The sequence below is a fragment of the Pseudomonas sp. FIP_A4 genome, assembly GCF_036701605.1.
GTDB classification, from domain to species: domain Bacteria; phylum Pseudomonadota; class Gammaproteobacteria; order Pseudomonadales; family Pseudomonadaceae; genus Stutzerimonas; species Stutzerimonas phenolilytica.
Genome location: NZ_JAYDXP010000105.1, coordinates 1 through 24806 on the forward strand (window position 1 = coordinate 1; position 24806 = coordinate 24806).

Genomic DNA, 24806 nt, shown 5'->3' on the forward strand with positions numbered 1-24806 from the left:
GCGGTTGATCAGCACGAACTCGCGCGAGGCATCGAAGCAGAGGATCGGCCGGTCGCGGTACAGGCGCAGGAAGTAGGCGTCTTCGATCATCCGCGCGTACTGCTTGACCAGTTGCAGGGCAAAAGTCTGCGAGTCTTTCGAGGGCGGGGAATACAGCGCCGAGATATCGAGCACGGCCAGCAGCTGGCCCTGCGGGTTGAACATCGGCACCGCGGTGCAGGTGAGGTTGGTGTGCCAGGCACTGAAATGGTCGTGCTGGTGGCAGGTCAGCGCTTGCTGCTCCTTGATGCAGGTGCCGACCGCACAGGTGCCGGCGTGGTCCTCACCCCAGTCGGAGCCGAGGTAGAGGCCGGTCTTGCGGTGCGCCTTCTCGTCGGCTGGGTCGCCGAGAAACTGCACGGCGATGCCACGGCTGTCGGTGAGCAGGATGATGTAGCCGAGTTCAGCAACATGCCGGTAAAGCTGCTCGACGCCAGCGCGGGCGACGTTGATCAGCTCATCGGCGTGGTCCTGGTGTTCGCGCAACACCTGGCGCGGCACGAAACGCGCCTCGGCCGGGCGCGCCGGGTCCAATCCGTAGTCATGCACGCAACGCCGCCAGGAGCGGGCGATGATCGGATCGCGATCACCGAGCAGTTGCGATGCGTTGGCCAGTGACAGCACCGCCTCGATATGGCTAGCAGGGGTTGCAAGCGGCGTCATGCGTCCTCCTCGTCCCGAGGCGCGGTGCTCGGGGCGGATGATTCTTGTTGTTTTCATTTCAGTTCTGCGACTGCGCCAAGAATAAATGAAATGTTCCGGCAGGGAAGTTCAACTTTGGAACATGAAGGCCCAGATAAATTGTTCGTACGTTGTAAAGCACTTTACAACGACGTTACAGGTGTAAAGCCGATGAGCTTTACAGCACAACTGGAAAGCCGCCGCACCTAGAAATTTAGTTCTTTATTTTCAATGTCTTGAAGAACTAAAAGCGTAATTAAGAAAGTTGGCACGCCATCTGCTCCGGAAGTATTTGCGGAACAAGCCCCCGCATAACAAGAGCGCCGCGTGCCTGCACTTTCTTTCAGGCTCCGGCAATAAGTCAGGAGCTGAGCCATGCAAAAACCCAACTGCCATGAAACCGCCATCAGTCGACGGCGCTTTCTTTCCCTCTCCGGTCAGACCGCCCTCGCCTTCAGTCTGGCGCAGCTGATTCCCGTGCGCCTGCTGGCCGACGAAGCGCTGCCGGAACTACCGCCCGGCCTGCTGCGCGTGGGCCGCGACGTGTTCCCGCATGACGCCATCGGCGATGCGCATTACGCCCGCCCGCTGGCCGAACTCGCCAAAGAGCAGCCGAAGCTGGTCGCCGACGGCCTGGCCGACCTGAATCGGCGCGCCATCGAGGCCCATGACCGCCCGTTCGAGGCGCTCGACGAAGCGCAGCGCGTCGCCCTGCTGACCGAGGTCGAGCGCTCGCCGTTCTTCAAGGCCGTGCGCAGCAGCCTGATGTTCGGCCTGTACGACAACAAGGCGCTGTTCCCGCTGTTCGGCTACCAGGGCTCGTCGTGGGAATACGGCGGCTACGTCAACCGCGGCTTCGACGATCTGAACTGGCTCTGAACGCCCGCCCAAACAGCACAACAACAAGAACAAGACGAGGAATACCCCATGGCAACGTTTGCCCAGGACGACGATGGCGTCGTGGTGATCATTGGCTCCGGCGCTGGCGGCGGCACGCTGGCCAACGCGCTGGCCAAACAGAAGATTCGCAGCGTAGTGCTCGAGGCAGGCAAGCGGCACACGCTGGAGGACATCGAGAACGACGAGTGGGCGATGTTCAAGAAGATCTCCTGGCTCGACAAGCGCATCGCCGCCGGCGACTGGCACCTGGCCGAGAACAACCCCAACCTGCCGGCCTGGATCGTCAAGGGCGTCGGCGGCAGCACCGTGCACTGGGCCGGCATCGCCCTGCGCTTTCGTGATTTCGAATTCAAGATGCAGAGCATCAACGGCGATATCGCCGGCGCCAACCTGCTCGACTGGCCGGTGACGCTCGAAGAAATGGCGCCCTGGTACGAGAAGGCCGAGAAGCACATGGGCGTGACCGGGCCGAGCACCGGCATGGCCTATCACCCCTGGCACAACTCCTTCAAGGTGCTGGCCACCGGCGCCAAGCGGGTCGGCTACAAGGAGATTCTCTCCGGGCCGATGGCGATCAACACCGAGCCCTACGACGACCGCGCCGCCTGCCAGCAGATCGGCTTCTGCATGCAGGGCTGCAAGATGGGCGCAAAGTGGTCGACGCTTTACACCGACATCCCGCGCGCCGAAGCCAGCGGCTACTGCGAGGTACGGCCGCAGTCGATGGTGCTGCGCATCGAGCACGACGCCAAGGGCAAGGTGAACGGCGTGGTCTACGCCGACGCCCAGGGCACCATCCAGCGGCAGAAGGCCCGGGTGGTCTGCGTGGCCGGCAACTCCATCGAGTCACCACGGCTGTTGCTCAACTCCGCTTCCTCGATGTTCCCCGACGGGCTGGCCAATTCCTCCGGCCAGGTCGGCAGAAACTACATGACCCACACCACCGCCGGCATCTTCGCCGTGATGCCCAAGCCGGTGAACATGCACCGCGGCACCACCTGCGCCGGGGTGATCTCCGACGAGTCCTACAACGACCCCTCACGCGGCTTCGTCGGCGGTTACCGCCTGGAAATCCTCGCCCTCGGCCTGCCCTTCCTCTCCGCTTTCCTCGACCCGACGCCCAAGGGCTGGGGCCGCCAGTTCGCCTCGCGGATGGAAAAGTACAACCACATGTCTGGCGTCTGGCTGTGCGGCGAGGACCTGCCGCTGGAAAGCAACCGCATCACCCTGCACGCCACCGAAAAGGACCAGTACGGCCTGCCGATCCCGGTGGTGACCAAGAGCGATCACCCCATGGATGCCGCCATGCGCAAGCACGGCGTCGCCGCCACCGCCAAGTGTTACGAGGCCGCCGGCGCCACCGACGTGATCGAGCTGCCGCCCTACCCGGCCAGCCACAACATGGGCACCAACCGCATGAGCGCCAAGGCCCGTGACGGCGTGGTGAACAAGTGGGGCCAGAGCCACGACATCCCCAACCTGTTCGTTTCCGACGGCAGCCAGTTCACCACCAGCGGCGGCCAGAACCCCACCCTCACCATCGTCGCGTTGGCCCTGCGCCAGGCCGAGCAGATCGGCCGGCTGCTCAACGAACGCGCGATCTGACCACCAACACAAGGGAGTCGACCATGACCCAGCCCAACAACTCGCAGCGCCTGTGGATGTACGAACAGATGCTGACCAGCCGCTACATGGAGGAATCCATCGAGCGCATCTACATGGAAGGCAAGACGCCGGTGTTCAACATGGCCAAGGGGCCGATTCCCGGCGAGATGCACCTTTCCAATGGCCAGGAGCCCTGTGCGGTGGGCGTCTGTGCCCACCTGAACGCCGAGGACATCGTCACCGCCACCCACCGCCCGCACCACATCGCCGTGGCCAAGGGCGTCGACCTCAACGAGATGATGGCCGAAATCTTCGGCAAGGCCACCGGGCTTTCCGGCGGGCGCGGCGGGCATATGCACCTGTTCGATGGCCGGGTGAATTTCTCCTGCTCGGGAATCATCGCCGAGGGCATGGGCCCGGCCGTCGGCGCCGCATTGTCGCGGCAGATGCAGGGCAAGCCCGGGGTGGCGGTGTCCTTCATCGGCGAGGGCGCGGCCAACCAGGGCGCCTTCCACGAAACGCTGAACCTCGCCGCGCTGTGGAAGCTGCCGGTGGTGTTCGTCATCGAGGACAACGCCTGGGGCATCTCGGTGGCCAAGGCCAGCGCCACCTGCATCAAGCAGCACCACGTGCGCGCCGCGGCCTACGGCATGCCGGGGGTGTTCGTCGAGAACAACGACCCGGACGGCGTGTTCCGCGCGGCCGGCGAAGCCATCGAGCGCGCCCGTGCCGGTGGCGGCCCGACCCTGATCGAGATCGAGACCTACCGCCTGGCCGGCCACTTCATGGGCGACGGCGAAACCTACCGCCCCGAGGGCGAGAAGGACGGCCTGATGAAAAAGGACCCGATTCCCGGCTACCGCCAGCGCCTGATCGACGAAGGCGTGATGAGCGAGACGCAGGCCGAGGACATCGCGGCGCGTGCCCGCGGGCGCATCGATGAAGCCGTGCAGTTCGCCCGCGAAAGCCCGTACCCGCGGCCGGAAGAAGCGCTCGAGCAAGTGTTCGTGTGAGCCCGCCCGACAACAACACGAGGAACACCCCATGAACAGCCAAGCCACCATGACCGCCGCCGTCTGGCACGGTCGCAAGGACATCCGCCTGGAGCAGGTGCCGCTGCCTGGCGCGCCGCAACCGGGCTGGGTGCAGATTCGCGTGCACTGGTGCGGCATCTGCGGTTCCGACCTGCACGAATACCTCGCCGGCCCGGTGTTCATCCCGGTGGACGCGCCCCACCCGCTCACCGGCATCAAGGGCCAGTGCATCCTCGGCCACGAGTTCTGCGGTGAGATCGTCGCCACCGGTGACGGCGTCGAGGGTTACGCACCGGGCGACAAGGTCGCCGCCGACGCCTGCCAGCATTGCGGTCAGTGCCGCTTCTGCAAGACCGGCCAGTACAACCTTTGCGAGCAGCTGGCCTTCACGGGTCTGATGAACAACGGCGCCTTCGCCGAATTCGTCAACGTACCCGCCGAACTGCTCTACCGCCTGCCCAAAGGCTTTCCGCTGGAGGCCGGGGCGCTGATCGAACCGTTGGCGGTCGGCATGCACGCGGTGAAGAAGGCCGGCAGCCTGCTCGGCGAAACGGTTGTGGTGGTCGGCGCCGGCACCATCGGCCTCTGCACCATCATGTGCGCCAAGGCCGCCGGCGCCGGCCAGGTGATCGCCCTGGAAATGTCCGCTGCGCGCAAGGCCAAGGCGCTGGAAGTCGGCGCCACGCGGGTCATCGACCCCAGCGAGTGCGACGCCATCGCCGAGATCAAGGCGCTCACCGGCGGCTACGGCGCCGACACCTCCTTCGAGTGCATCGGCCACAAGGCCACCGCCAAGCTCGCCCTCGACGTGATCCGCAAGGCCGGTCGCTGCGTGATGGTGGGCATCTTCGAGGAGCCCTCGGAATTCAACTTCTTCGAGATCGTCGCCACCGAGAAACAGGTGATCGGTTCGCTCGCCTATGCAGGGGAGTTCGCCGACGTCATCGCCCTGATCGCCGACGGCCGCATGGACGTCACCCCGCTGATCACCGGCCGCATCGGCCTGGACAACATCCTCGAGCAGGGCTTCGAGGAACTGGCCAACCACAAGGACCGCAACGTCAAGATCATCGTCAGCCCCAGTGCGCTGGCCGGCTGAGCAGGAGACCACCATGACCACAGCAGTAAAAGAGAGAAAGCTCACCGTCGCCCGCGCCATGGCCGAAGCCGTGGCGCAGGAGATGCGCCTGGACCCGAAGGTGTTCGTGATGGGCGAGGACATCGGCCAGCTCGGCGGTGTGTTCGGCAACACCCGTGGCCTCTATGAAGAGTTCGGCAAGACGCGCATCCGCGACACGCCGATCTCCGAAACGGCCTTCATCGGTGCCGCGGTGGGCGCCGCTTCGGACGGCATGCGGCCGATCGTCGAGCTGATGTTCGTCGACTTCTTCGGCGTCTGCATGGACGCCATCTACAACCTGATGGCCAAGAACACCTACTTCTCCGGCGGCAAGGTGCCGGTGCCGATGGTGCTGATGGCCTCCACCGGCGCCGGCTACTCGGACGCCGCCCAGCATTCGCAGTGCCTCTACGGCACCTTCGCCCACCTGCCGGGCATGAAGGTGGTGGTGCCGAGCAATGCCTACGACGCCAAGGGCCTGATGACCGCGGCGATTCGCGATGACAACCCGGTCGTCTACCTCTTCCACAAGGCGCTGCAGGGCATGGGCTGGCTGGGCACCGAGAAAGGCGCCACTGTGCCGGTGCCGGAGGAGCCCTACATCGTCGAGATCGGCAAGGCCAAAACCGTGCGCGAGGGCCGCGACGTCAGCCTGGTCAGCCTCGGCGCCGGCGTGCATCACGCCCTGCGCGCCGCCGCGCTGCTGGAAAAGGATGGCGTCAGCGCCGAGGTCATCGACCTGCGCAGCCTGGTGCCGCTGGACCGCGAGCACGTCATCGCCTCGGTACGCAAGACCGGCCGACTGATCGTGATCGACGAGGACTACCACAGCTTCGGCGTCAGCGGCGAAATCATCGCCAGCGTCGTCGAGCACGACATCGGCATGCTCAAGGCACGCCCGCAACGGGTGGCCTTCCCCGACATCCCCATCCCCTTCACCCCGGTCATGGAGCAATGGGCCCTGCCCAACGCGGACAAGATCGTGGCCGCCTATCACGCCATGCATAAGGAATGACGTTTATGAGTACCCCCATCGTGATTGCAGACGACCTCTGGGAAGGCGACGCCGAAGCGGTGATCACCTCCTGGCTGGTCAGCGACGGCGCCGAAGTGGCCGCCGGTGACCTGGTCGCCGAGGTCATGTCGGAAAAGGCCCAGTTCGAGATCGAGGCGCCGGCTGCCGGCGTGCTGAAGATCATCGAGGAAGAAGACGCGGTGATCGCCAAGGGCGCGGTCATCGGCCAGGTGGAATAGCCATGACTCGACTGGAAATCCTGCCCGAGCGCGCGCCCGAACGGGTGCCGCTCAAGGGCATGCGCAAGATGATCGCGGCGAAGATGCACGAAAGCCTGCAGACCACCGCGCAGCTCACTCACCACAGCGAATGCCGGCTGGATGCGCTGAAAACCCGCCGCGCCGAGCTGAAGGCCAAGGGCAGCGCGGTGTCCGTGCAGGACCTGTTGCTGCTCAAGGTGATCGAGACGCTCAAGGCCCATCCCGGCCTCAATGCCACGCTGGAGGACGAGGTGATCCACCAGCACGCGGCGGTGCATCTGGGCCTCGCCATCCCGCTGCCGGGCGACCTGCTGGTCGCCCCGGCGCTGTTCAATGCCGAACAGCTGGACGGCGAAGACCTGTGCCTGGCGCGCAAAGCGCTGGTGGACAAGGCCCAGGCCGGCAAGCTGTCGGTCAAGGAGCTGACCGGCGCCACCTTCACCGTATCCAACCTGGGGCTGTCGCGGGTGCATCACTTCACGCCGATCCTCAATCCGCCGCAGGTAGCGATTCTGGGTGTCGGTGGCATTCAGCGGCGGCTGGAACTCGGGCCGAGCGGCGAGCTGATGGAAGTCGAGTGGATGGGCCTGTCGCTGACCTTCGACCATCGCGCCGTCAACGGCTCACCCGCGGCGGAGTTTCTCGATGATCTCTGCCGGCGCATCGAGGAGCACGCGGCATGAACGGCATCGCCCGGTTCAGCGTGGGCGCCGGCCTGAATGCCGAGCGGGCCTTGCTGCAACGCGTCTGCGATGGCCTGTTCGACTGCCAGCTGCTGCTCTGGCGTCCGACCGGCCAGGCGCTGGTGATGCCCGGCAGCTTCGAACGCCGCCCCGGCTTCGCTCTGGCCAGCCAACGCTGCGCAGCGCAGGGCTGGCCGATCCTGCTGCGCGATACCGGTGGCGAACCGGTGCCGCAATCACCGGCCGTGCTCAATGTCGCCCTGGCCTGCGCCCTGCCGGCCAGCGACGAGATCGACAGGCGCATCGTCGTCGCCTACGAGCGTCTCCTCGATCCCCTGGCGCTGTGGCTAGCCGAACATGGCCTGCGGGCCGGAGTCGGCGCGGTGCCGGGTGCCTTCTGCGACGGCCGCTACAACCTGACGCTGGAGGGCCGCAAGCTGGCCGGCACCGCGCAGCGCTGGCGGCGCAGCCACGACGGTCGCCCGGCAGTGCTCGCGCACGCGGCCCTGCTGATGGACGACTGGCGCGAGCCGATGGCCGAAGTCGTCAACCGCTTCTATCACGCCTGCGCCAGCGACCTGCGCTGCCAGGCCGACAGCCATCTGGCGCTCGGTGAGCGGCTGCCAGGCGCCTGGAGCGAAGCCGAGTCACTGTCCGACCGCTATCAACGTGTGCTGGCCTGGCAGGGTCTGGAGCTCGGCGCCCGCCCCTTGCCGTGCCCGGTCGCAAGCACGGTCGCCGGTCCACCCTCCCCCTTGCTTTGAACAACAACACGGCCGTCAACCGATCCGGCCATACATCGGAGGAAACACCATGAGCTACCCCACCCCCTCCCCGCCCAAAGGCAGCCTGCCCGGCCAGCGCGGGTATCCAACACTTCGCCCTGCCCAGTCCAGGCGAAGCGGTGACATTTTTCCGTGGCTCATCACCGCAGAGGGTCACAACGGCGAAGCAGGCCATATAAAAGTTTAAATAAATAATTTGAAAAGCCGTGATATGCGCATGCCATTACGCGCTATCACGGGGCGCAATACCGATGCCGACTTAATAACAAAAGAAACACCACAAGAGCCTTTATCCATAAATGCTCGTTGTACCCACGCACGCCTGAAATCCTAAACAAGGAATAATAAAAATGAAATCCAAACAGTCAAACCTAAGGGTGCACCTAATCATGGCTGCCTCGCTTTTTGCGATCACGCCGCTGCATGCATCAGACAGAGTCATTACCGACAAGGAATTATCTGATGAATCAAATACTGCTGATTGGCTGGCTTATGGGCGAACGCACTCCGAGCAGAGGTTCAGCCCTCTCAAAGACATCAATGTAGATAACGTCAGCCAGCTCAAGCCTGAATGGTACGCACCGCTGCCGGACCGTTCCGATATGGTCGGGACGCCCTTGGTGGTCGATGGCGTCATGTATTACGTGGGTGAAATGAACAGAACCCGTGCATTCGACGCTCGCTCGGGCAAGATGCTTTGGGAATATGATCCGCAAGTTTCCAAAGAGATCCTCAACAACAACATGAAGAAGGTCTTCTGGAAGCATAATCGCGGCCTTTCAACCTACGGCGACAAGTTATTCATTGCCACCTGGGATGGCCGCCTGATTGCAATCAACCGAAAAGACGGCAAGGAAGTCTGGCAGACCCGTACCTTCGATCACGACCAGCCGTTGAATATCACCGGTCATCCCAAGGCCTTCGATGGGAAAGTATTCGTCGGCAATGGCGGAACGGAACTTGGTCCGATGCGTGGGTATGTGACCGCTTATGATGCCGAAACGGGTAAGCAGGTCTGGCGTTTCTATATCGTCCCTGGCAACCCTGCCGATGGATTCGAGGATGCCGCTCAGGAAATGGCGGCCAAAACCTGGACTGGCCGGTGGTGGGAAAACGGCGGCGGCGGCAATGCCTGGCACGGCTGGACCTACGACGCCAAATACAACCAGCTCATCTTCGGTACAGGTAACGGTGGGCCATGGAATATCAAGGTGCGTAGCCCGGAGGGTGGCGACAACCTGTTCCTGTGTTCGGTCGTGGCGGTCGATGCGGATACGGGCGAATACAAATGGCACGTCCAGACTGCACCGGGTGACACCTGGGACTACAACTCGAACATGGACATCGTGCTGGCCGATTTGAAAATCGATGGCAAGGATGTTGATGCGGTACTGCATGCACCGAAGAACGGCTTCTTCTATACGATCGACCGCTCAAACGGCAAGGTACTGTCCGCAGAGAAATTCGCAGACGCCAACTGGTCAACCAAATATGACCTGAAAGAACAGCGCCATATTGTTGCTGAAGGCGCGAGATATCCTGATGGCGAGAAGAATATTTACCCCTCGGCATTCGGTGCGCACTCATGGCATGCGATGTCTTACAACCCCGAGTTGAATCTCGCCTTCATCCCCACCAACCACTTGGGCAACACCTTCAAGGACAATGGCAAGAACACGAAGTCTGACCACAAGATGGCAAGCCACAAGCTCTACCTGGGGCTGACCGGTTGGGAACTGACCAAAGACCCGCATGAAACTCGCGGTTCCTTGCAGGCCTGGGACCCGGTCAAGAACGAGCGCGTCTGGCAAGTCAACCAGAAAAGCCCATGGGGTGGCGGAACCCTGACCACCGCCGGCAATCTGGTATTCCAGGGCCAGCCTGACGGCATGTTCAAGGCTTACGATGCCCGCACCGGTGACGAACTTTGGTCTTATGACGTAGGCCTCGGTATCTCTGCGCCACCGATTACTTACAAGCTGGATGGCAAGCAGATGGTTTCCCTGCTGGTCGGTCCTGGTGGTGCATTGGCCTCTAACTTCGGCGGTTCCGGTGAACTGGGCTTTGAAAGCCATGGCTGGAAATATGGTGCGCATGAGCGCCGCATCATGACCTTCTCGCTGGACGGAAAGGCGGTTGTTCCCAAACAGCCGGCACCGCAGCTTGCCAAGCCAATTATCGATGCGAAGTTTGAGATCGATGCCAAGAAAGCAGAGGCTGGCGCGGGTGTTTTTGCGGAAAACCTCTGCGTTGGTTGTCATGGCGCCGGAGCTGTTGCGGGTATGAAAGCACCCGACCTGCGGGAGTCGCCGATATTGCTCACAGGCAATGAAAAGGCATTTGAGAGTGTTGTGCGCGGCGGTGCGTTACTTGCCAACGGGATGCCTAAGTTCCCGGATTTGACAGACGCAGAGCTTGAAAGCATTCGCCATTTCGTTCGCAGGCAAGCGCACGATGGAGTGAAGTCTGGCGGCGGACATTAGGCCAGCAATTCAAACGCCAACTGAACAAACCGGTAACGCCTACTAGCGATGTAGTCAGGCGTTACCAATGGGCAGAAGTGCACGCGAATATCGTTCATTACATAGGCCTTGCAACTAACGATATTCGCTGCACGCCGCACCGTTACATCCCAAAGGATCAAAACAATGACAACCAGCCTGCGCTTCGGCAGCGGCCTTCTCGCCGCCTGCCTGTTCACTTCTGCCCAAGCGGCCGAGTATTCACCCGATCAGTTCCTGTTCGGCGACTGGAACGGCAGCCGCACCCGCCTGCATGAGGCCGGCGTCGACCTGCAGATCACCTACGTCAACGAGCTGGCCTGGAACACCCAGGGCGGCGATGACCACACCGGGACCTACTCCGATCAGCTGATGTTCGATGCCGCGCTGGACCTCGACAAACTGCTGGGCTGGTCCGGCGCCGGATTCCGCTTCACGGTGGTCAACCGCAACGGCGAAAACCTCAACGCCGAGGCTGACCTCGGCGTGCTGCTGCAACCGCAGGAAATTTATGGCTACGGCAGCACCACACGGCTGGTGCAGTTCTATTACCAGCAGGCGCTGCTCGATGACCGTCTGCTGATCAAACTCGGGCGTTTGCCCATGAGCGGCGAGATATTCCCCTTCGCCTGCCCGTTCCAGAACCTCGGTTTCTGCGGCACGGTGCCCGGCTACATCACGCCCAACTGGTACACCTGGCCGATCAGCCAGTGGGGCGCCACTGCGCGTTATCAGTTCAATCAAGAATGGTCGCTGCAGACCGCCCTGTATCAGGTCAATCCGCGTTTCACCGAGCGCGAGCAGGGCCTGAACTTCGGCAGCCCGTCGGGCACCACTGGCTACCACGCGGTTGCCGAACTGGGCTGGACGCCGACCTTCTCTGGCCAGCCCGGCGCCTATCGGCTGGGCCTGTGGCGCAATACCGGCGACTTCGAGGACGTCTACCGTGACGCTGCGGGCCGGCCGATGGCGCTTTCCGGTGCGCCTGCCGCCGAACACGACCAGGCCACCGGCGGCTACCTGATGGCCGAACAGCAGCTCTGGCAGAGCACGGCGGTGTCCGCGCGACGCTTCAAGCTGTTCGCCCACTTGATTCAGTCCGACCCGGACGTGACCTACATCGAGCGGGTCTGGCAGGTCGGCGGCATCCTCTCCGCACCGTTTGCCAGCCGCCCGGATGACGAAGTCGGCCTTGCCCTCGGGCGCCTGGAAATCAACGACGACTCGCGTCGCCGTCTGCGCGAACAAGGCGAGCCGGTGCCAGACAGGGAGTATCCGGCCGAACTCTACTACCGCGTCGCGCTGACGCCTGCCGTTTCGCTGAGCCCGAACATTCAGTACTTCCACCAGCCCGGCGGCTACGCGGATGAGCGGGACAGCGTCGTGTTCGGCTTGAAGACCGTCATCAGCTTCTGAGCTGTTGCGACGACAGGCGCCCTTTGCGAAGCACCCGCCGTGCTCGAATTGGCGAGTTGAGACTAGGCTTGCTGGTCTGAATCGATGCCACGTCGCTCGCCTCTTCGTTCTTGCCCTCGCCTGCAGCGCAGCCTGGTTGCGCTGCAGGCGAACCCAGAAGGCGAAAGACGGCGGCGCCAAGGAGAACGTCGATGAGCCCTTCCTGTGTTTCGCAAAAGCGCGCCGCCTTTCGCACGTTGCACCAGTCCGGTTGTTTCGTTTTGCCCAACCCGTGGGATGCCGGCAGCGCCAGCGTCCTCGCCGGACTCGGCTTCAAGGCGCTGGCGACGACCAGTTCGGGCTACGCGTGGTCGTGCGCCCGTGCGGACGGCCAGATGCCGCGCGACGCGGTGCTGGCGCATATGCGCTACATGGCCCAGGCCACCGACCTGCCGGTGAACGCCGATTTCGAGAGCGGCTACGCCGATACCCCCGAAGGCGTGGCCGAAAGCGTGCGGTTGGCGATCGAAACCGGCGTGGCGGGCATTTCCATCGAAGACTCGACCGGCGACGCGCAGGCACCGCTGCGCGACATTTGCGAGTCGGTCGAGCGCATCGCTGCCGCCCGCGCGGCGATCGACGCACACGGCGGCGATACCTTGCTGAACGGCCGTGCGGAGAACTTCTTCGTCGGTCGTGCCGATCTCGACGACGCCATTTCGCGCCTGCAGGCCTATGCCGCTGCCGGCGCTGACTGCCTCTACGCACCGGGTATCCGCACACGTGAGCAGATCGCCGCCGTCGTCGCCGCGGTCGCGCCGAAGCCGGTCAATGTGCTGATCGGCTGGGACAGCGAGCTGACCGTGCAGGACCTCGCCGATCTCGGCGTCCGGCGTATCAGTGTCGGTGGCGCGCTGGCACGAGCGGCATGGGGCGGATTTCTGCGCGCGGCGCGCACCATCGCCGAGCAGGGACGTTTCGACGGCTTCGCCAATGCGGCCTCCGGTGCGGAACTCGATGCGCTGTTCGGCAAGCCGGACCGGCCTTGAAACACCGGATAGCGGGCATTTGGCCACAGGTGAAGGGAACCCTGTGCCTGCGCGTGCCTCTACTGCTCGAACCTTTGCAAGGCGAAACGAATGAACAACCCTGACCGTCCGGTCGTCGTGATCTGCGGTGCCAGCGCCGGCGTCGGGCGCGCCACTGCGCATGTTTTCGCCGCTGCCGGTTATTCCATCGGCCTGGTGGCACGCAGCGACGAGGGGCTGGCGCTGACGCTGGAAGAGTTACAGCCGTACGAGGTCGCGACGCTGGCGATCAGTGCGGACGTGGCCGACGCGGAACAACTGAACACCGCTGCGCAGCGATTCGAAGCCGAACTCGGCCCGGTGGACGTCTGGATCAACTCGGCGATGGTGACGGTATTCGCCCCGGTCGACCAATTGCTGCCGGAAGAGATACGGCGTGTCACCGAAGTGACCTACCTGGGCACCGTGCACGGCACGCTGGCGGCGCTTGAACTGATGCGTCCGCGCAACCGCGGCCTGATCATCCAGGTCGGCTCGGCGCTGGCCTATCGGGCCATCCCGCTGCAATCGGCCTATTGCGGCGCGAAGTTCGCGGTGCGTGGCTTTACCGACTCGCTGAGGTGCGAACTCATTCATCACGCCAGCAAGATCAGGCTGTGCATGGTCCAGCTGCCGGCGATGAACACACCCCAGTTCGACTGGGCGCGCAACAAGCTCGGCAAGCGCGTCCAACCGGTCCCACCGATCCACGATCCCTACGTCGCGGCGCGAGCCATCTTCAACGTGGTGAATGCCCCACCGCGCGAGCTATGGCTCGGAGCACCGACCATCAAGGCGATCATCGGCACGCTGTTCTTTCCGGGCCTGCTCGATCGACTGCTGGCGCGCGGTGCCTGGTCCGGCCAGATGAGCGGCGACACGGAGTTGGCGCAACAGGCGGGCAACCTGTTCGAGCCGGTCAACGGGCTGCACGACGCGCGCGGCCGGTTCGATCGCAATTCGCGCCAGCGCGCGTGGGGCCTGAGTTCAAGCCATGTCATCGCCGTGTTGATCGTCGCCACAGCGCTGGTGGCCTTGTTGATTCCGTAGCACACACGGCCCGGTGCTTCCTTCATTGAAACACCGGGGCACGGATCAGCTCATCCATGAGCGTCGCCGGCGGCGCATCGCACTGATTTCAAAGACATTACCGAACAGAAAACACTCAATTCGCAGCCAGCACCCGGCCAGCAAGGCGTCGCGCAAGTTGTTCTGGAGATATCAACGCCGTTATCCACAGCATCTGTGGATTAATCCCGGCAATCGTTCGGGTCGAGTTCGATCAGCTGAACCAACCGTACGGCGGCGGTAGTCGCATGCGCCCGCTCGGCCTGTTTCGCGCCAGCCGGGCCGCCGGACCGCCGACCGCTGGTCAGCCGAAGCTCATGCAACGCACCTGCGCGCCGATAGACCGCTATCGCCATGCCCATCCGCTGGGCCGGCTGTCTTGATGCTGAGGATTAGATGTTTGCTTTCAACACGATAAAGGCGCGTTACACCATCACCTTCATCGGCTTCGTGCTGCTTGTCATGCTGCTGACGATGCTCGGTATCCAGCGCTTTGTCGCGCCACAACTCATGGCTGCGGGCGAAACCATCGTGATGTCGCAGGTCACCGAAATCGGTGAGCACATCGCGATGGAGCTGGCGCGCGTCGAAGCCCAGGCACGCAGCATCACCCAGACCGTGCCGATGCTGGAAAGCGATGAGATCGACCGTATCCTGCCTGGCCTGATCGATCAGTACGGTGACGTGAAGGTGTTTGGTGGCGGCATCTGGCCCATGCCGGGCGCGCGAACCGCCGGACAGGATAAACACAGCACCTTCTATCACCGCGATCCGGCGGGAAAACTGATCGTCAATACGCACTGGAATTCGGCCGAATCGCTGAACTACTTCGAGCAGCCCTGGCACCGTGGCGGCATGCAGGCTCCGCGAGGGAAATGCGTCTGGGCCGCGGCCTACAAGGACGACGCCAGCGCCGAGCCACGCACCAACTGCGCGATGACCATCTACCAGAACGGCACCGCCTGGGGCGTTTCGACGATCGACCTGACGCTCGGCTTCTTCAATCGACTGGTCGCCGAGAAGCAGGATGAGATCGGCGGCGAGGTGATGGTCGTCGAGGCCGACGGCAAGATCCTCAGCAACCAGCCGCAGCTGCCGGGCGACATGGTGCTGCGCAACGTCGCGGAGCTGGCCGGCCAGTCGCCGTTCATCGCCACCCTCCAGCAGGCGCTCGCAGGCCGCCCGCAGCAGAAGCATACGACCTACAGCGCCAAGGACGGTGAAGCATTCAGCTTCTTCCTGACACCGATCGAAGGCACGCCTTGGCTGCTGGCGGCGGCGTTGCCCACCGCGCAGCTCGAAGCGCGCAGCGATGCCATGCTCAAGACACTGGCGTCACTGCAGATTCCCATGGTCGTCGTGCTGCTGGCGCTGATGATCGTCGCGCTCAACCAGCTCATGAAGCGCCTCGGCGTGCTGCGCTCGAACATCGATGCGCTGTCGGCCGGCGACGCCGATCTGACCAAGCGAATCGCCATCAAGGGCGATGACGAAGTCGATCAGGTGGGACGCTCGGTCAACGGTTTCATCGGCTATCTGCAGAAGATGATGATCGATGTGAGCGACGCCACCACGCAGATCCACAGCGAGATCGGCCAGCTCAAGCAACTGTCCCGCACGACCAACGAGGCCCTGGCGCGGCATGCGCTGGAAACGGACCAGGCCGTCACCGCCATCAACGAAATGAGTTCGACGGCCGAATCCGTTGCGCAGAGCGCCAGCGATACCGCCACCTTCACCCAGACCGCCAATCACAACGCGCTCTCGTCGAAGCGGGTCGTCGACGATGCCTCCAGCAGCGTTCGGTCGCTGGTCAGCGAAGTTGAAAGCGCGACGGCGAAGGTGCAGGCGATGGAGGCCGACGCGCAGCGCATCAACGACGTGCTGGGCGTCATCGGTGACATCGCCGGACAGACCAACCTGCTGGCACTGAACGCAGCCATCGAAGCCGCGCGTGCCGGCGAGCAAGGCCGCGGCTTCGCCGTGGTCGCCGATGAAGTCCGCGCCCTCGCCGCGCGTACGCAGCAGAGCACCTCGGAAATCAACGAGACGCTGCAGCGTCTGCAGGAGGCAGTCGGTTCCGCCGTGCAGGCCATGGAACAGACCAAGGTCAGCTGCCAGGCCACGGCGGACAAGACCGCCCAGGTCACCGTCGGGCTGGACGAGATGGCCGGCTCGGTGGTGCACATCAACGACCTGAGCACGCAGATCGCCACGGCCGCCGAGGAACAAAGCGCGGTGGCCGAGGAGATCAACCGCAACATGGTGGCCGTGCGGCACGTCGTCGATGAGCTGGTGGAAAGTGGCGTGAGCGTCGACCGCAGCGCCGAATCGCTGCTGAACACCAACGGGCGCCTCACGGCTGTCGTCAACCGGTTCAAGGTGCGCTGAGTGCCCTCCGGGCATGGCGCTACCGCCATGCCCAACCTGCCCGATTCCAAGTGGCGCCCGCCGCAAGGAGGGCGAATAGGCGCTTGGCCTCCTGCGCCGGCAGTGCAGATCAGCTCAGCGGGTTATGGCTGCGCCATCGAGGAACATTCGCTCCAGCATGCCCGCGGAACTGGACCTGGCCGCACGCCCGCGGCGCTCGGCATCGACCATGCCGTAGATCAGTGCGAGAAAGAGTTCGGTGAAGACCGCCGCAGTGATGTCGATACGCAGCACCCCGGCCTGCTGCCCGCGGAGAAAGAAGGCGTCCAGCGCATCGCTGTAGGGCTGCCAGCGGCCGTCGACAGCCGGGTCAAGGCTGTCCGGGCGATACTGGAACATCAGGAAGACCAGAATCTCGCGATGCGTCAGGTGCTCGTGGATGAGCCTGCGCAGCGCGATCAGCGGCTCGGTGGTTTGCAGCTCGCAATCGCTGATCACCTGGTTGAGCACGCGCTCGCCGTAGCTCATGAGCATCTCCACCAGATTGTCACGCGTGCCGCAAAAACGATGCAGCGTCGCCTTGCTCACGCCGGCTGCTTCCGCCAGCTCCTTCAGCGTCGCGCGCGGGCGATCGACGATGGCCACGGCCAGCGCTTTGAGGAGTCGTTCATCATGAGCAGATAGCGTCATTCGTGGTCTCAGTCAGGTCGCGGTCACGCCTCATTGTGAAGAAGCGAACGGCGCTTTGTGAAGGACGCGATACGTTTTACACCTAAAATGATTCACTTGAGACTTTATTGACTCAAATAGATCGACCAAGGATCATGCGCGCCTTTTCGATCAAACGGACCCGGGTGAAAACATGGGCAGGTTGCGTGCATTGGGAATAGCCGGTGCGCTGGTAGCGGTACTGGTGGGCTGCGAACAATCCGAAGCGCCGGAGCCGGCCGCCGAGACGGCCCGTCCGGTGGATATGGTGACGGTAGCGACCGAGCCGCTCACGCTCACGTCGGAATTGCCGGGACGCATCGAGCCGATGCGCGTCGCCGAGGTGCGCGCGCGGGTGGCCGGCATCGTGGTGCAGAAGCGCTTCGAGGAAGGCGCCGACGTGAAGGCCGGCGACCTGCTCTTCCAGATCGACCCCGCGCCGCTCAAGGCCGCGGTGTCGCGCGCCGAAGGCGAACTGGCGCGCGCGCAGGCGGCGCAGCAGGAGGCCCAGGCACGGGTGAGGCGCTACGAACCGCTGGTAAAGATCGAAGCAGTGAGCCAGCAGGACTTCGATAGCGCCACCGCCGACCTGCGCAGCGCCCAGGCCTCGGTGCGCTCGGCCCAGGCGGACGTGGAAACCGCGCGGCTGAACCTGGGCTATGCCTCGGTCAAGGCGCCGATCTCCGGGCGTATCGGCCGTGCGCTGGTGACCGAGGGCGCGCTGGTCGGCCAGGGCGACGCCACGCTGATGGCGCGCATCCAGCAGCTGGACCCGATCTACGCCGACTTCACCCAGCCGGTGGCAGACGCCCTGCGCCTGCGTGAAGCCCTGCAGAGCGGCAACCTCGCCGCCGGCCAGAGCCAGGTCCTGCGCCTGCGCATCGAAGGCACGCCTTACGAACGCGAGGGCGAGCTGCTGTTCTCCGACATCTCGGTGGACCGCGGCACTGGTCAAGTCTCGCTGCGTGGCAAGTTCGACAATGCCGACGGCTTGCTGCTGCCGGGCATGTACGTGCGCGTTACAGCCCCCCAGGGTACCGACGCCAACGCCATTCTCGTGCCGCAACGCGCGGTGCAGCGCACCACCAATGGCAGTGCCCACGTGCTGGTGATCGGCGCCGACAGCCGCGTCGAGACGCGCCAGGTGCAGACCGGCGCCATGCATGGCTCGCGCTGGCAGATCAGCCAGGGCCTGTCCGGTGGCGAGCAGGTCATCGTCGGTGGCCTCACCGGCCTGCAGCCCGGCGCCAAGGTCGAGCCCCGTACCGCCCAGGAGTCACAGCAGGCATCGCGCCAGTAAGCCCATCGACGATCTTGCGAACCAGACCAAGGCGGATGCAGGTGAGAGAACGCCCCACCGCGCCGCCGCCGCGCAGCAGATCGTAAGCGAAGCCTCCGCGAGGAATTTCACATGTCACCGTTCTTCATCAAGCGTCCCAACTTCGCGTGGGTGGTGGCGCTGTTCATTACCCTGGCCGGTCTGCTGGCGATTCCCCTGCTGCCGGTCTCCCAGTACCCCAGCGTGGCGCCGCCGCAGATCACCGTCACCGCCACCTTCCCCGGCGCCTCGGCGCAGGTGTTGGTCGATTCGGTCACCAGCGTGATCGAGGAGGAGCTCAACGGCGCCAAGGGCCTGCTCTACTTTGAGTCCACCAGCAACTCCAACGGCATGGCCGAGGTGGTGGTCACCTTCCAGCCCGGCACCAACCCGGAACTGGCCCAGGTCGACGTGCAGAACCGCCTGAAGAAGGCCGAGGCGCGCATGCCGCAGGCCGTGCTCACGCAGGGACTGGAAGTCGAGCAGACCAGCGCCGGCTTCCTGCTGATCTACGCGCTCAGCTACAAGGAAGGCGCACAGCGCAGCGACACCACCGCCCTTGGTGACTACGCGGCGCGCAACATCAACAACGAGCTGCGCCGAGTGTCCGGCGTCGGCAAGCTGCAGTTCTTCTCCTCCGAAGCCGCCATGCGCGTGTGGATCGATCCGCAGAAGCTGGTCGGCTACGGCCTGTCCATCGATGACGTGAGCAACGCCATCCGCGGGCAGAACGTGCAGGTGCCGGCCGGCAGCTTCGGCGCCTCTCCCGGCAGCAGCGAGCAGGAGCTGACCGCCACCCTCGCCGTGAAAGGCACCCTGGATGACCCGGACGAGTTCGGCCGCATCGTCCTGCGCGCCAATCCGGACGGTTCTGCCGTGAAGCTGGCCGACGTCGCGCGCCTGGAGGTGGGCAGCGAAAGCTACAACTTCACCGCACGTCTGGATGGCAAGCCCACCGTGGCCGGCGCCATCCAGCTCTCGCCCGGCGCCAACGCCCTGCAGACCGCCGCGCTGGTGAAACAGCGGCTGGACGAGCTGTCAGCCAACTTCCCCGACGACGTCGAGTACTCGGTGCCCTACGACACTTCGCGCTTCGTCGGCGTGGCCATCGAGAAGGTCATCCACACGCTGATCGAAGCCATGGTGCTGGTATTCCTGGTGATGTTCCTGTTCCTGCAGAACGTGCGCTACACGCTGATCCCGGCGATCGTGGTGCCGGTGTGCCTGCTAGGCACGCTGACGATGATGTACCTGCTGGGCTTCTCGGTGAACATGATGACCATGTTCGGCATGGTGCTGGCCATCGGCATCCTGGTGGACGACGCCATCGTGGTGGTGGAGAACGTCGAGCGGATCATGGCCGAGGAAGGCCTCTCCCCGCCTGCCGCCACGGTCAAGGCGATGGGCCAGGTATCCGGCGCGATCATCGGTATCACGCTGGTGCTCTCGGCGGTGTTCCTGCCGCTGGCTTTCATGGCCGGCTCCGTCGGGGTGATCTACCAGCAGTTCTCGCTGTCGCTGGCGGTGTCGATCCTGTTCTCGGGCTTTCTCGCCCTGACCTTCACCCCGGCCCTGTGCGCCACGCTGCTCAAGCCGATCCCCGAGGGACACCACGAAAAACGCGGCTTCTTCGGTGCCTTCAACCGGGGCTTCGCTCGCCTGACCGAGCGCTATACCCGGCTGAATGGTGCGCTGGCGCGGCGCGCCGGACGCTACATGCTGATCTATGCCGGCATCGTCGCGCTGCTCGGCTACAGCTACCTGCGCCTGCCGGAATCCTTCGTGCCGGTGGAGGACCAGGGCTACATGATCGTCGACATCCAGCTGCCGCCGGGCGCCACCCGCGCGCGCACCGATGTCACCGGCCAACAGCTGGAGCAATTCCTGCAATCGCGCGAGGCGGTGGCGTCGTCCTTCCTGGTGATGGGCTTCAGTTTTTCCGGCATGGGCGAGAACGCCGCGCTGGCCTTTCCGACCTTGAAAGACTGGTCGGTGCGCGATCAATCGCAATCCGCCGAAGCGGAAACAGCCGCAGTGAATGAGCGCTTCGCCGGCATCAGCGATGGCGCGATCATGGCCGTGACGCCGCCACCAATCGACGGCCTGGGCAACTCTGGCGGCTTCTCGCTGCGCCTGCAGGATCGCGCCGGTCTCGGCCGCGAGGCGTTGCTGGCGGCCCGCGACCAGCTGCTCGGCCAGGCCAACGGCAACCCGAAGATTCTCTACGCCATGATGGAAGGCCTCGCCGAGGCGCCGCAGCTGCGCCTCAAGATCGACCGGGAAAAGGCGCGCACGCTGGGTGTCAGTTTCGAGTCCATCAGCAGCGCGCTGTCCACCGCGTTCGGCTCCTCGGTGATCAACGACTTCGCCAACGCCGGCCGCCAGCAACGCGTGGTGGTGCAGGCCGAACAGGGCGACCGGATGACTCCCGAAGCCGTGCTCAAGCTCTACGTACCCAACAGTTCCGGCGAGCTGGTGCCGCTGTCCGCCTTCGTCAGCACCGGCTGGGAAGAAGGCCCGGTGCAGCTGGCGCGCTACAACGGCTACCCGTCGATCCGCATTTCCGGCGACGCCGCGCCCGGCGTCAGTACCGGCGAAGCGATGGCCGAGATGCAGCGCCTGGCCGCCGAGCTGCCAACCGGCATCGGCTACGAATGGACCGGCCTCTCCTACCAGGAGAAGGTGGCCAGCGGCCAGGCCAGCCAACTGTTCGCGCTGGCGATCCTGGTGGTGTTCCTGCTGCTGGTAGCGCTCTACGAGAGCTGGGCAATCCCGCTGGCGGTGATGCTCATCGTGCCGATCGGCGCCCTCGGCGCGGTGCTCGCGGTGACAGCCACCGGACTGCCCAACGACGTGTACTTCAAGGTCGGCCTGATCACCATCATCGGCCTGGCGGCGAAGAATGCGATCCTCATCGTCGAGTTCGCCAAGGAGCTCTGGGAACAGGGCCACAGCCTGCGCGACGCCGCCATCCAGGCCGCACGCCTGCGCTTTCGCCCGATCATCATGACTTCCATGGCGTTCATTCTCGGCGTGGTACCGCTGGTGATCGCCAGCGGCGCCGGCGCGGCCAGCCAGCGCGCCATCGGCACCGGAGTCATCGGCGGCATGCTCAGCGCCACCCTGCTGGGGGTGATCTTCGTGCCCGTCTGCTTCGTCTGGCTGCTGTCGCTGCTGCGTCGCCAGCCCAAAACTGCGCATCAACCCGCGGAGACCGCGCAATGACCGCCCTGCGCAAACCTGCCCTCATGCTGCTGGCCCTCACCCTGTCCGGCTGCTCGCTGGCGCCCACCTACGAACGCCCCCTAGCGCCGGTGGCACAGAGCTGGAGCGCCGCCTCCCAGACGGGTACGGCGGCGGCCAGCCTGGAGTGGCAGCGCTTCATCGTCGACCCTGACTTGCGCCAGCTGGTGAGCATTGCCCTGAACAACAATCGCTCGCTGCGCCAGACCCTGCTGGACATCGAGCAGGCGCGCGCCCAGTACCGCATCCAGCGGGCCGACCGCGTACCCGGCCTGAATGGCTCCGCCAATGGCAATCGCCAGCGGTTGCCGGCGGACCTGTCCAACAGCGGCAGCTCGGGCGTCAGCAGCAGCTATCAGGTCGGCGTGTCGCTGCCCGAGTACGAGCTGGACCTGTTCGGCCGGGTGAAGAACCTGACCGACGCGGCGCTGGAGCAATACCTCTCTACCGAGGAAGCCGGCCGCAGCGCGCGCATCGCGTTGATCGCCGAAGTCAGCCAGGCGTATCTCACCTACGACGGCGCCCAGCGGCGCCTGTTGCTCACCGAGCAGACCCTGGCCAGCCGCGAAAACTCGCTGGGCCTGATCAGCCAGCGGCGCACCGCCGGCGCGGCTACCGCACTGGACTATCAGGAAGCGCTCGGGCTGGTCGAGCAGGCCCGCGCCGAGCTGGAAAGCAACGCGCGGCAGAAGCAGCAGGCGCTCAACGCCCTGGTGCTGCTGCTCGGCACCGCGGACGCAGCCCAGCACGTCCCGCAGGCACCGCAGGACAAGCCCCTGCTGATTCAGGACATCGCGCCAGGCACCCCGTCCGAACTGATCGAACGCCGCCCGGACATTCTCGCTGCCGAACATCGGCTCAAGGCGCGCAACGCCGACATCGGCGCGGCCCGCGCGGCGTTCTTTCCGCGCATCAGCCTGACCGGCAGCTTCGGCACGGCCAGCGCGGAAATCTCCGGGCTGTTCGATGGCGGTTCGCGCGCCTGGAGCTTCGTACCGACGCTGTCGCTGCCGATCTTCGATGCCGGGCGCAACAGCGCCAACCTGGATCTGGCCAAAGTGCGCAAGGACTCGGCCGTCGCGGCTTACGAAGGCACCATCCAGACCGCCTTCCGCGAAGTGGCTGATGCACTGAGCGCCACCGACACCCTGCGTCGCGAGGAAACCGCACGGCGGAACCTGGCCAACACCAGCAGCGCGACGCTGAAGCTCGCCAAGGCGCGCTACGAGGGCGGCGTGGATAGCCACCTGCGCTACCTCGATGCGCAGCGTAGCCACTTCACCAATGAGTCCGATTACATCGAGACCAGCACACGACGACAGATCGCCCTTGTCGATCTGTTCCGCAGCCTGGGCGGCGGCTGGAGCAACGGCACGCCGTTCGCGAATCGGTGAGGGTTGCTTCAGCACTTCGCGGAAAGCATCGCCCGCACTGAGGCGAACAGGATGAAACGCACTATGTGGTCAATACTCAGCGAACCGCCGAAACGCTGACTCAGGTCATGCCTGACGCCGCGATACAAGCGCTTGATAGGTGGGAATCGACGATAGGGAGCGTTTTCGAATGTCTCAATCTGCGCAAAAGCTGCGCCTGAGTGCTCTGGTTGCACTCGTGGTCGGCTCGATGATCGGCGGCGGCATCTTTTCGCTGCCGCAGAACATGGCGGCCAGCGCCGGCGCCGGCGCCGTGCTGATCGGCTGGGGCATCACCGGGGTCGGCATGCTCACGCTGGCGCTGGTGTTCCAGACGCTGGCGAACCGCAAACCCGAGCTGGATACCGGCGTCTATGCCTACGCCAAGGCAGGCTTCGGCGACTACATGGGCTTTTCGTCGGCCTGGGGTTACTGGATCAGCGCCTGGATCGGCAACGTCAGTTACATGGTCCTGTTGTTCAGCACCCTCGGGCTGTTCTTCCCGGCCTTCGGCGAGGGTAATACCGGGCCGGCGATCGCCTGTGCGTCCGTGCTGCTCTGGACCATCCACTTCCTGGTGCTGCGCGGCATCCGCGAGGCCGCCTTCCTCAACCTGATCACCACCATCGCCAAGGTCGTACCGCTGGTGCTGTTCATCGTGCTCGCTGCGCTGGCCTTCAGGTTCGACATCTTCGTCGCCGACTTCTGGGGCAAAGGCAACCTGGAGCTGGGCAGCGTCATGAACCAGGTGCGCGGGATGATGCTGGTCACCGTCTGGGTGTTCATCGGCATCGAAGGCGCCAACATCTACTCGGCACGGGCGCAGGATCGCCGGGACATCGGCAAGGCGACGGTGATCGGCTTCTACGGCGTGCTGCTTCTGCTGGTGCTGGTGAACGTGCTTTCGATGGGCATCCTGAGCCAGCCGGAACTGGCGGCGTTGAAGAACCCGTCGATGGCCGGCGTGCTGGAGCATGTGGTCGGGCGCTGGGGGGCCTTGCTGGTGAGCGTCGGCCTGGTCGTCTCGTTGCTGGGTGGCCTGCTGGCCTGGACGCTGCTCTGCGCCGAAATTCTCTTCGCCGGCGCACGGGACCACACCATGCCGGCGTTCCTGCGCAAGGAGAATGCCCGGCAAGTCCCGAGCAACGCGCTGTGGCTGTCCAACGGGCTGATCCAGCTAATGCTGGTGATCACCCTGTTCAACGACGCCACCTACCTCAACCTGCTGTACCTGGCGACGTCGATGATCCTGGTGCCCTACTTCTGGTCGGCCGCCTATGCGGTGCTGGTGAGCTGGCGCGGCGAAACCTACGAGAACGAACCGGGCGCGCGCCGCAAGGACCTGCTGATTGCCCTGGTTGCGTTGCTCTACGCCGCGTGGCTGCTATATGCCGGTGGCGTTCAATACCTGCTGTTGTCGGCCCTGCTCTATGCCCCTGGCGCGTTGCTGTTCGCCAGGGCCAGACGTGAGTGCGGCCAGCCGGTGTTCACCTTGCTGGAAAAGCTGATCTTCGCTGGCGTGCTGATCGGTGCAGTGATCGCCGCCTACGGCCTGTATGACGGCTTCCTGACCCTTTGATCGGCCTGGCCTGCCGTCGGGCA

18 protein-coding genes and 2 pseudogenes are annotated in these 24806 nt (G+C 64.4%); 18 read left to right on the plus strand and 2 right to left on the minus strand.

Annotation, left to right across the window (positions count from 1 at the left end):
* Window positions 1-702, minus strand: a 702-nt coding sequence (locus U8L64_RS01930; RefSeq protein ID WP_333393546.1) for a sigma-54-dependent Fis family transcriptional regulator, incomplete at its 3' end; no start/stop codon positions are given.
* A gap of 393 nt (window positions 703-1095) precedes the next feature.
* Here U8L64_RS01930 and U8L64_RS01935 point away from each other — a divergent pair.
* The 14 genes and pseudogenes from U8L64_RS01935 to U8L64_RS20280 all read left to right on the plus strand — a co-directional run.
* Window positions 1096-1599 (plus strand): gluconate 2-dehydrogenase subunit 3 family protein, encoded by a 504-nt coding sequence (locus U8L64_RS01935; protein ID WP_043295717.1) that lies wholly within the window; start codon window positions 1096-1098, stop codon window positions 1597-1599.
* A 48-nt stretch (window positions 1600-1647) separates the two neighbouring features.
* The gene (locus U8L64_RS01940; protein ID WP_054093103.1) at window positions 1648-3225 is read left to right on the plus strand and encodes a GMC family oxidoreductase; all 1578 of its coding nucleotides are present in this window, start codon (window positions 1648-1650) and stop codon (window positions 3223-3225) included.
* A 23-nt stretch (window positions 3226-3248) separates the two neighbouring features.
* On the plus strand, window positions 3249-4238 hold the full coding sequence (locus U8L64_RS01945) for a thiamine pyrophosphate-dependent dehydrogenase E1 component subunit alpha (protein WP_102828314.1): 990 nt from the start codon (window positions 3249-3251) through the stop codon (window positions 4236-4238).
* A 49-nt stretch (window positions 4239-4287) separates the two neighbouring features.
* Window positions 4288-5358, plus strand: coding sequence for a 2,3-butanediol dehydrogenase (locus U8L64_RS01950; RefSeq protein WP_333393637.1), 1071 nt, complete (start codon window positions 4288-4290; stop codon window positions 5356-5358).
* 13 nt (window positions 5359-5371) lie between these two features.
* Window positions 5372-6394, plus strand: a complete 1023-nt coding sequence (locus tag U8L64_RS01955) for an alpha-ketoacid dehydrogenase subunit beta (RefSeq protein WP_081973305.1) — start codon at window positions 5372-5374, stop codon at window positions 6392-6394.
* Window positions 6395-6399: 5 nt separating this feature from the next.
* Window positions 6400-6633, plus strand: coding sequence for a lipoyl domain-containing protein (locus U8L64_RS01960; protein WP_023444395.1), 234 nt, complete (start codon window positions 6400-6402; stop codon window positions 6631-6633).
* Between the two features lie 2 nt (window positions 6634-6635).
* Window positions 6636-7337, plus strand: coding sequence for a 2-oxo acid dehydrogenase subunit E2 (locus tag U8L64_RS01965; protein ID WP_054093105.1), 702 nt, complete (start codon window positions 6636-6638; stop codon window positions 7335-7337).
* Window positions 7334-8101 carry a lipoate--protein ligase family protein gene (locus U8L64_RS01970; RefSeq protein ID WP_333393564.1) on the plus strand — a complete coding sequence of 256 codons (768 nt, stop codon included), beginning with the start codon at window positions 7334-7336 and terminating at the stop codon, window positions 8099-8101. Before U8L64_RS01965 ends, U8L64_RS01970 begins: the two co-directional genes overlap by 4 nt.
* Before the next feature lie 371 nt (window positions 8102-8472).
* On the plus strand, window positions 8473-10605 hold the full coding sequence (locus U8L64_RS01975; protein ID WP_333393566.1) for a PQQ-dependent dehydrogenase, methanol/ethanol family: 2133 nt from the start codon (window positions 8473-8475) through the stop codon (window positions 10603-10605).
* 165 nt (window positions 10606-10770) lie between these two features.
* Window positions 10771-12039, plus strand: a complete 1269-nt coding sequence (locus U8L64_RS01980) for a carbohydrate porin (protein WP_333393568.1) — start codon at window positions 10771-10773, stop codon at window positions 12037-12039.
* A 191-nt stretch (window positions 12040-12230) separates the two neighbouring features.
* Entirely contained in the window at window positions 12231-13067 is an 837-nt protein-coding gene (locus tag U8L64_RS01985) for an isocitrate lyase/PEP mutase family protein (protein ID WP_333393570.1), read from the plus strand.
* A gap of 90 nt (window positions 13068-13157) precedes the next feature.
* Entirely contained in the window at window positions 13158-14135 is a 978-nt protein-coding gene (locus U8L64_RS01990; RefSeq protein ID WP_234302431.1) for an SDR family oxidoreductase, read from the plus strand.
* 642 nt (window positions 14136-14777) lie between these two features.
* Window positions 14778-15683 (plus strand): annotated as a pseudogene (locus U8L64_RS20275) (cache domain-containing protein); the annotation flags it as partial.
* A gap of 270 nt (window positions 15684-15953) precedes the next feature.
* A pseudogene (locus U8L64_RS20280) lies at window positions 15954-16544 on the plus strand (methyl-accepting chemotaxis protein); the annotation flags it as partial.
* 114 nt (window positions 16545-16658) lie between these two features.
* Here U8L64_RS20280 and U8L64_RS02000 read toward each other — a convergent pair.
* A complete protein-coding gene (locus U8L64_RS02000) occupies window positions 16659-17213 on the minus strand; it encodes a TetR/AcrR family transcriptional regulator (RefSeq protein ID WP_043298322.1) in 555 nt (184 codons plus the stop codon).
* 172 nt (window positions 17214-17385) lie between these two features.
* On the opposite strand from U8L64_RS02000, the gene U8L64_RS02005 reads away from it, so the two are divergent.
* From U8L64_RS02005 to arcD, 4 genes are all read left to right on the plus strand, one after another.
* Window positions 17386-18531, plus strand: coding sequence for a MexC family multidrug efflux RND transporter periplasmic adaptor subunit (locus tag U8L64_RS02005; RefSeq protein ID WP_333393579.1), 1146 nt, complete (start codon window positions 17386-17388; stop codon window positions 18529-18531).
* Window positions 18532-18642: 111 nt separating this feature from the next.
* Entirely contained in the window at window positions 18643-21774 is a 3132-nt protein-coding gene (locus tag U8L64_RS02010; protein WP_333393581.1) for an efflux RND transporter permease subunit, read from the plus strand.
* Between the two features lie 5 nt (window positions 21775-21779).
* Window positions 21780-23186, plus strand: coding sequence for an efflux transporter outer membrane subunit (locus U8L64_RS02015; RefSeq protein WP_333393639.1), 1407 nt, complete (start codon window positions 21780-21782; stop codon window positions 23184-23186).
* Window positions 23187-23355: 169 nt separating this feature from the next.
* The gene (arcD, locus tag U8L64_RS02020) at window positions 23356-24783 is read left to right on the plus strand and encodes an arginine-ornithine antiporter (RefSeq protein WP_333393583.1); all 1428 of its coding nucleotides are present in this window, start codon (window positions 23356-23358) and stop codon (window positions 24781-24783) included.
* Window positions 24784-24806: the final 23 nt, after the last annotated feature.